This window comes from Streptomyces sp. LUP30 (genome assembly GCF_001746365.1).
Classification (GTDB): domain Bacteria; phylum Actinomycetota; class Actinomycetes; order Streptomycetales; family Streptomycetaceae; genus Streptomyces.
In genome coordinates, this window is sequence record NZ_MJAJ01000103.1 from 1 (window position 1) to 7,674 (window position 7,674).

Below are 7,674 nucleotides of genomic sequence, written 5' to 3' on the forward strand. Positions count from 1 at the left end.
CAGGCCGGCGCTGCCCGGCCCCGACGTCGGGCGGGCCTCGGCGCCCCGACGAACGCGGCGCCCCTCCGTCCGACGGCGCCCACCGCCACGAACCCCGCGCCCGGGGCGCTCCCGGTCGCCACGCCCTCCGCCGCCCCCGCCGCCCTCGATGTCCGGCGTGCGGGGACGGAGGCGATCCAGCGCTCGTCCACCCCTCTCGGTGCCCCCGTACAGCGCACTGCCCCGCCGACGCCCGCCGTGCGGTCCGCCGCTCCCGTGCCCGCTCGCCCGTTGCTGGGCGCCCCGCTCTCCGCCCGCCCCGCCGACGCCCGGCCGCTCGAAACGCCGGGCGGCGTCCGCGTCGCCCCGCAGGCCGCCCCGCGTACGACGGCCGGCCCCGGACCCATGCCTCCCATGCCTCCCCTGCCTCCTGTACCGCCTGTACCGCCTGTACCTCCTGTACCGCCTGTGGTGCAGCGCGCCACCGCGACGCCCCTCGTGCCGCAACCCCCGCGCGTCGCAACGCCGTCGGCTCCCGCCCCCGCCCCGTACCCCGCGGCTCGCGGCAGCGCCCCGAGCCTCCCGCAGCCGCACCCCGGAGGGCCGCCGTCGGCCGCTGCCCCGCCCCTCGCCGCCGGTTCCCTCCCCCTCGCGGTGCGCCCCACGCCCTCGGCCGTCCGCCCGTCGGCCTCCGCGTCCACGTTCCCCGTGCAGCGCCGCACGGTCCCGGCCTCGCTGCCGGGCCCCGTCCCGCTGCGCCGCACCGCACCCGGCAACCCCTCGGGCCACCCCGTCGCCCACCCGTATCCCACGCCCGCCCCTGCCCCGACGCCCTCCTCCCCGGCACCCGCGTCCACGGCCCCGGTCGCCCCCGTGCCCCCCGCCGTACAGCGCCTCGCGTCGCCCGCGTCGCCGACCCCGTCGGCTCCCGCACCACTCCCGCCGACGCCGACGCCGACGCCGACGCCGATCCCGACGTCCCTGCCCCTGCCCCTGCCTCTGCCCTTCTCCCTGCCCACGCCGTTGCCCGTCCCGGCGTCCGCTCCCGCCCCCGTCGTCCAGCGCGCCGTCCCGCCGACCCTGCCCGCGCCGTCGCGTCCGTCGCCCGGCGTGACCAAGCGCGCCTCGGCGCCCGCGAGGCCGGCGCGACCGGATGCCGAGCCGCCCTCCCGGACGGAGCGGGGAGCGGCCGGTCCGGCGCAGCCCGGGTTCGATCCGCGGGCCCTCACCGACTTCCAGCTCGACGAGCTGACGCACCGCCTGACCGGCCGCATCACCCGACTGCTGCGCACCGAACTGCGGCTCGACCGCGAGCGGATCGGCAGGCTCCGCGACCCCCGTCACTGAATCCCTCCGCGCCCCGCTCCTCCTCCGTGCCCGCCCAGCCCCCCAGCCGTCCCCTCTCCCGGAAAGGCCAGGCCCCGATGCCCTCCGATCTCGACCCGGGCTCCACCGTCTTCTTCACCCTGACCATCGACGGCGAGAGCCTCGGCTTCTTCAACGGGTGCGAGGGTCTCTCGTCGCAGGTGGAGATCGAGCACCGGCAGGAGGGCGGGAACAACGGGTTCGTCTGGCAACTGCCCTCACGGGTGACGTTCTCCACGATCCGGCTGACCCGCCCGCTCACCCCCGACACCACCAAGGTCGCCAAGTGGATCTCCTCGGTCACCACCGGGGTGACCCGTCCGACCGCCCAGATCGCGGCGCTGCGCGCGGACGGTTCGGAGGTCGCCCGCTGGGGCCTGATCGACGTGCTCCCGGTCAGCTGGCAGGGGCCGTCGCTGAACCCGGACAGCCCGGGCGTGGCGACGGAGGTCCTGGAGATCACCCATCACGGCTTCACCGACTAGCAGAACACCCAAGAGGACGAGGACGTCATGGCCAAGGGAAGCAAAGGCGGCGCCGGCAAGAGCCTGGTCCGTGCCACCCTCGCGATCCACGAACCGCCGGTCGGCACCAGCACCACCCCCGGCGGACTGATCAAGTCCTTCGGGTTCGACTTCAACCCGGCGCAGCTGCAACTGGGCCGCCGGGCCCAGTGGAAGGTCACCCCGACCGCGGCGGTCCGCGACGGCTCCGTGCCGGAGTTCATGGGACCCGAGCCGCGCGAGATGACCGTCGAGATCTTCCTCGACACCTCCGACCAGCCCGGCAGCAACACCGTGCTGAAGAAGGTGGAGTCGCTGCTGGAGTGCTGCGAGGTCACCACCAAGAGCATCGCCGCCAAGCAGCCCTCGCCGCCGTGGGTGGTGTTCCAGTGGGGTTCGTTCTCCACGGCCCGCTTCACCGCCTACGTCAGCAGCATCGACGTCACGTACTCGCTGTTCGGCACGACAGGCGTCCCGATCCGCGCCACCTGCCAGGTGCGCCTGAACGAGATCCCCAGCAAGACGAAGGGCCAGAACCCGACCTCGGGGGCGCTCACCGCGCAGCGGGTGCACCGGGTCGTCGCCGGGGACTCGCTGCAGTCCCTGGCCTGGCGCGAATACGGCGACGCGTCCGCGTGGCGGTCCATCGCGGAGGCGAACGGCATCGACGACCCGTCCCGCCTGCCGACCGGCGTCGAACTCGTGCTGCCCGCGGCCGAGGAGGTGCGCTTCTAGTGGTCCAGTCCGCGTTCTCCAGCGTCATCCAGGTCACCCTGGGCGGCAGCCCCCTCCCCGTCGACATCGCGCCGCTCCTCGTCGAGGGCTGGGTCGACCAGGGGCTCGGCGTGCCCGCCGCGTTCCGGCTGACCTTCCGCGACCCCGGCCGTCAGGTCCTGGGCAAGCTGAACGTCAAGTTCGGCACGCCCGTCGTCCTCGCTCCGATCGCCGACGGCAAGGGCGCCTCGGACCCGCTGCTCACCGGCGAGGTCTGCGGCCTGGAGGCCGACTACGACGGCACCGGCACCTTCACCGTCATCCGCGGCTACGACTTCGGGCACCGGCTGATGCGCCAGCGCCGGGTGGCCGCCTACCGCAACCAGAGCGCCTCGGACATCGCCCGCAAGCTGGCCTCCCAGGACGGCGTCCCCGTCGGGAAGATCCAGTCCACCAAGACGGTCTACGAGTTCATCAGCCAGGCCAACGTCACCGACTGGGACTTCCTCGCCCGGCTGGCCGACGAGAACGAGATGGTCATGTCGGTGGACGCCAAGGGCAAGTTCCAGTTCGTCAGCCCCGACCCGGCGTCCGGCGCACCGCCGACCTCCACGCCGGGCGACAAGAGCCCCTTCGTCATGGAGGCCGGCACCGACATCCTGCGACTGCGGGCCGCCGTCACCGCCGCCGAACAGGTGGGGACCGTCGAGGCGCGCGGCTGGGACGTGACGACGAAGAAGAAGCTCACGGCCACCGCGCCCGCGAAGACCAACCCGGGCATCAGCATCGGCACCACACCCGGCGAGGCCGCCGCCAAGTTCAGGCCGGCCAAGCTGGTCGACGCCCAGACGCCGTACGACCGGCAGTCGGAGGTGAAGTTCGCCGCCGACGCCCTCGCCGACGACGTCACCGGTTCCTTCGCCGAACTGGAGGTCGTCGCGCGCGGCACCCCGAAGCTGCGGCCCGGTCTGCCCGTCACCCTCGCGGACGTCGGCGATCCCTTCGAGGGCAAGTACACCGCCACCTCCGTCCGGCACGTCTTCGGCGACGGCAAGCACTACGAGGCCTGGGTCACCGTCAGCGGACGGCAGTGGCGGTCCCTGTACGGGCTCTCCTCCGGCGGCGGGAACGCCCAGAACGGACTGAACCTGCCCGGCACCGTCAACGCGCTGGTCACCGACGTCGGGGACCCGCTCCGGCAGGGCCGCGTCAAGCTCCAGTTCCCCTGGCTCGACGACGCCTACGTCAGCGACTGGACGAGGGTGGTGCAGTGGGGCGGCAAGCGCGGCGGCTCGATCTTCCCGCTCGACGTCGGCGACGAGGTGCTGGTCGCCTTCGACCGGGGCGCGCTGGACCACCCGTACGTCATCGGCGGCCTCTACAACGGCCGGGACAAGCCCACCCCCGTCAAGGACGTGCCGCTGCACGACGGCGCCCGGCAGCGCGCCTCCCGGCACACCCTGTCCGACCGTGACGGCAACCGGCTGGACCTGCTGAGCCAGCGGACCGGCGGTAAGCAGGGCGTGCGGCTGACCAGCGGCGACGACAAGCTCGTCGTCAACCTCGACCGGGCTCAGACCGAGATCACCGTGGACAGCAAGGGCACCGTCACCATCAAGGGCACCCGCTCGGTGTCCATCGAGGCGGGCACCGACCTCACCCTCAGCGCGGGCCGCAAGCTCACCCTCAAGAGCGGCGGGATGCTCGACATCCGCGGCACCGGCATGGTCAACGTCAAGTCGCTGACCGGTGTGGTCTCGGTGGACGCGTTGGGCGCGCTCAGTCTGAAGGCGGGCGGCGCCGCGACCGTCAGCGCGGGCGGCACCATCCAGGTCAACGCCACCGCCAACGTGGGCATCCGTGCCGCCACGCTCCTGCTGCAGGGCGTCGTCATGGTCAACAGCAAGCCGTACCCGCTGCCGTGACGGCGGCCGAGCGGTACCGGAGAAGGAGAAGGCAGGTGGCCCTCTGATGGCCGAACAGTTCGTCGGGTCCGGCTGGGCGTTCCCCCTGCGCATCGGGCCCACCGGGGGCATCGCCCTGGTCAGCGGGGAGCGCGAGGTCGAGGAGGCGATCCGGCTGATCCTCGCCACCGCGCCGGGCGAGCGCCCCATGCGCCCGGAGTACGGCTGCGCCATCCACGACCTGGTCTTCGCCCCGGTCAACGAGGCGACGGCCGGGCGCATCCAGCACGAGGTGTACACCAGCCTGGACCGCTGGGAGCCGCGCATCGAGGTCAACGACGTCGAGGTCACCGCCGGCGCCGAACAGGGCGTGCTGTTCATCGACGTCCGCTACTCCATCCGCGGCACCAACAACCCGCGCAGTCTCGTCTTCCCGTTCTACGTCATTCCGTCCCACGACGAGCCGGACCTTCCCGGCTCCTCCGGTACGGCCTCCGAAAGCGACCGCTGATGGCTCTGCCCTCCCCCAACCTGGACGACCGCCGCTTCCAGCAGTTCGTCGACGACGCCAAGCGCTACATCCAGCAGCGCGCGCCGGAGTGGACCGACCACAACGTCTCCGACCCGGGCGTGACCCTCGTCGAGACGGTCGCCCACATGGCCGACCAGATCGTCTACCGCCTCAACCGCGTCCCCGAGAAGAACCACCTCGCCTTCCTCGACCTGGTCGGCATCCGGCTCTTCCCGCCGTCCGCCGCCCGCACCGACGTGACGTTCTGGCTGTCGGCGCCCCAGGACGAGCCGGTGCTCCTCCCGGTGGGGACGGAGGTCGCGACGGTCCGCACGGAGAGCGAGGAGGCGGTCGTCTTCGGCACGGAACGCGAACTCGTCGTCGTGCCCTGCCGGTTGGGCCGTCTCGTCGTGCAGCACCAGGGCGAGCCGGTCAGCGACCGGACCACCGACCTCGCCGAGGGCAAGGACCTGCTGTGCTTCGCCGAGGCGCCGCGCCCCGGCGACTGCATGCTGTTCGGGCTGAGCGCGGCCGTCCCGCACTGCGCGGTGGTCCTGGAGCTGGACAGCCGGGTCGACGGCGTCGGCGTCGACCCCCGCCAGCCCCCGCTGCTCTGGGAGGCCTGGACCGAGGACGGCTGGCAGGAGTGCGAGGTCGACCGCGACGGCACCGGCGGCCTCAACCGCCCCGGCGAGGTCGTCCTGCACGTCCCCGGCGGCCATGTGCTGTCCCGCTCCGGCGGCCAGGAGGCGGGCTGGCTGCGCTGCCGTGTCACCGAGCCCCTCGCCGGCCAGCCCTTCTACACCACTTCCCCGACGGTGCGCTCCGCCGAGGTCTTCACCATCGGCGGCACCGCCCCGGCCGTGCACGCCGAGACCGTCCTGGACGAGGCGCTCGGCGAGTCCACCGGGCTGCCCGGCCAGCGCCTCGCCCTCGCCCACGCCCCGGTGGTCGGCGACGACCCGCCCCTGCTGCTGCAGACCGCCGAGCACGAGGGCTGGACGGACTGGCAGGTCGTTCCGCACTTCGCCGCCTCCGGCCCCGAGGACCGCCACATCACCCTCGACGCGGCCACCGGCGAGATCGCCTTCGGTCCGTCCGTGCGCGAACCCGACGGCCGGCTGCGCCAGTACGGCGCGATCGCCCCCAAGGGCTCGGTCATCCGCGCCCGCCGCTACCGCACCGGCGGCGGCCGGGCCGGCAACGTGGCCCGGGGCTCGGTCCAGGTGCTGCGCACGTCCGTCCCGTACGTGTCGGAGGTCGTCAACCGCGAGGCGGCGCGCGGCGGGGTCGACGGCGAGACGGTGGAGGAGGCGAAACTCCGCGCGCCGATCACCCTGCGCGCCCAGGAGCGGGCGGTGACCCTGCGCGACTACGAGGAGCTGGCCCGCCGCGCCGCCCCCGAGACCGCACGCATCACCTGCCTGGAGGGCGAGCCCGACGACCACGGCTCGTACGCGGTGCGGGTCCTGGTCGTCCCGCAGGCGGTGCCCGATCCCGGCGGCCGGCTGCGCTTCGAGCAACTGGTGCCCGGCGACTCCCTGTTGGGCCGTATCACCCGCCACCTCGACGAACGCCGCCTGATCGGCACGCGGCTGGCGGTCGGCCCGCCCTTCTACCAGGGCGTGACGGTGGTGGCGACGGTGCACGCCTTCCGGGGCGTCGACACCGACCGCGTGCGCCGCCAGGCCCACGACGCGCTCTACCGTCACCTCGATCCGCTGACCGGCGGCGCGGACGGCAAGGGCTGGCCGTTCGGCCGCCCCGTGCAGTCCGGCGAGGTCTTCGCGGTGCTGCAGCGCGTCCCGGGCGTGGAACTGGTCGACCAGGTCACCCTGCACCCCGCCGACCCCCTGACGGGCAAGCGCGGCGAGGCGACCGACCGCATCGACCTGGCCGCCCCGGCGCTCGTGTTCTCCTACGACCACCGCGTCCGCGTGATCGGGGACGGCGCGTGAGGGGCTCGGTCGACGGACTCCGTTCCTCCACCCCGATCGGCGCGATGCTGCCGGCGGTCTTCGCGGACGACGACCTCGCGCAGCGCTTCGTCGAGGGCCTGGACGAGGTCATGGCCCCCATCCTCAACGCGCTGGACTGCCTCCCCGCCTACTTCGACCCGGCGCTCGCCCCGATCGACTTCACCCGCTGGCTGACCGGCTGGGTCGGCGCGGAGACCGACGGCACGGAGCCGGAGGCCAGACTGCGGGCCGCGGTCGCGGCGGCGGCGTACCTGCACCGGGTGCGCGGCACGCGTCTCGGCCTGTCGGAGGCCGTCCGGCTGGCGTTCGGCGTGGAACCGGAGATCTCGGAGAGCGGCGGGTCCGCGTGGAGCGCCCGTCCGCTCGGCCCGTTCCCCGGCGACCGTCGTCCCCACCTGCACGTCACGCTCCGCCTGCCCGACCCGGGCCAGGCGGACGAGCACCGTCTGGACGCCCTCGTGGCCGCCGCCCGCCCCGCCCACATGCCGTACTCGGTCAAGGTGACCGCAGCCGAAAGGACCCCGGAGAGATGACCACCCAGAACTGCGCGGAGTGCGGAACGCGGGCCGAGCCCGGCCAGACGTTCTGCGACGCGTGCGGGGCCGTGCTCGGCTGGACCGACCGGACCCCGGCCCACGCCGGCGCCGGAACCGGCTCCGGGAGCGGCACGGCCCCGGGCGCGGGCGCCGCCGCGGGCACGACGCCCGGCGCCGGAGCCG

Annotated in this window: 7 protein-coding genes and 1 pseudogene; all 8 read left to right on the top strand. The window is 74.0% G+C overall.

What is annotated here, in order from left to right:
• Positions 1-687: 687 nt before the first annotated feature.
• On the top strand, positions 688-1,326 hold the full coding sequence (locus BG482_RS39605; protein WP_069774070.1) for a hypothetical protein: 639 nt from the start codon (positions 688-690) through the stop codon (positions 1,324-1,326).
• A 77-nt stretch (positions 1,327-1,403) separates the two neighbouring features.
• Positions 1,404-1,829, top strand: a complete 426-nt coding sequence (locus BG482_RS39610; protein ID WP_069774064.1) for a phage tail protein — start codon at positions 1,404-1,406, stop codon at positions 1,827-1,829.
• A 27-nt stretch (positions 1,830-1,856) separates the two neighbouring features.
• The gene (locus BG482_RS39615) at positions 1,857-2,582 is read left to right on the top strand and encodes a LysM peptidoglycan-binding domain-containing protein (protein ID WP_069774065.1); all 726 of its coding nucleotides are present in this window, start codon (positions 1,857-1,859) and stop codon (positions 2,580-2,582) included.
• The gene (locus BG482_RS39620) at positions 2,582-4,486 is read left to right on the top strand and encodes a VgrG-related protein (protein ID WP_069774066.1); all 1,905 of its coding nucleotides are present in this window, start codon (positions 2,582-2,584) and stop codon (positions 4,484-4,486) included. The genes BG482_RS39615 and BG482_RS39620 overlap by 1 nt, the downstream gene beginning before the upstream one ends.
• Before the next feature lie 46 nt (positions 4,487-4,532).
• Positions 4,533-4,976 carry a GPW/gp25 family protein gene (locus tag BG482_RS39625; RefSeq protein WP_069774067.1) on the top strand — a complete coding sequence of 148 codons (444 nt, stop codon included), beginning with the start codon at positions 4,533-4,535 and terminating at the stop codon, positions 4,974-4,976.
• Positions 4,976-6,934, top strand: coding sequence for a putative baseplate assembly protein (locus BG482_RS39630; RefSeq protein ID WP_069774068.1), 1,959 nt, complete (start codon positions 4,976-4,978; stop codon positions 6,932-6,934). The genes BG482_RS39625 and BG482_RS39630 overlap by 1 nt, the downstream gene beginning before the upstream one ends.
• Positions 6,931-7,488, top strand: a complete 558-nt coding sequence (locus BG482_RS39635; protein WP_069774069.1) for a phage tail protein — start codon at positions 6,931-6,933, stop codon at positions 7,486-7,488. The genes BG482_RS39630 and BG482_RS39635 overlap by 4 nt, the downstream gene beginning before the upstream one ends.
• Positions 7,485-7,674, top strand: a pseudogene (locus tag BG482_RS39640) (zinc ribbon domain-containing protein); the annotation flags it as partial. The gene BG482_RS39635 and the pseudogene BG482_RS39640, both read left to right, overlap by 4 nt.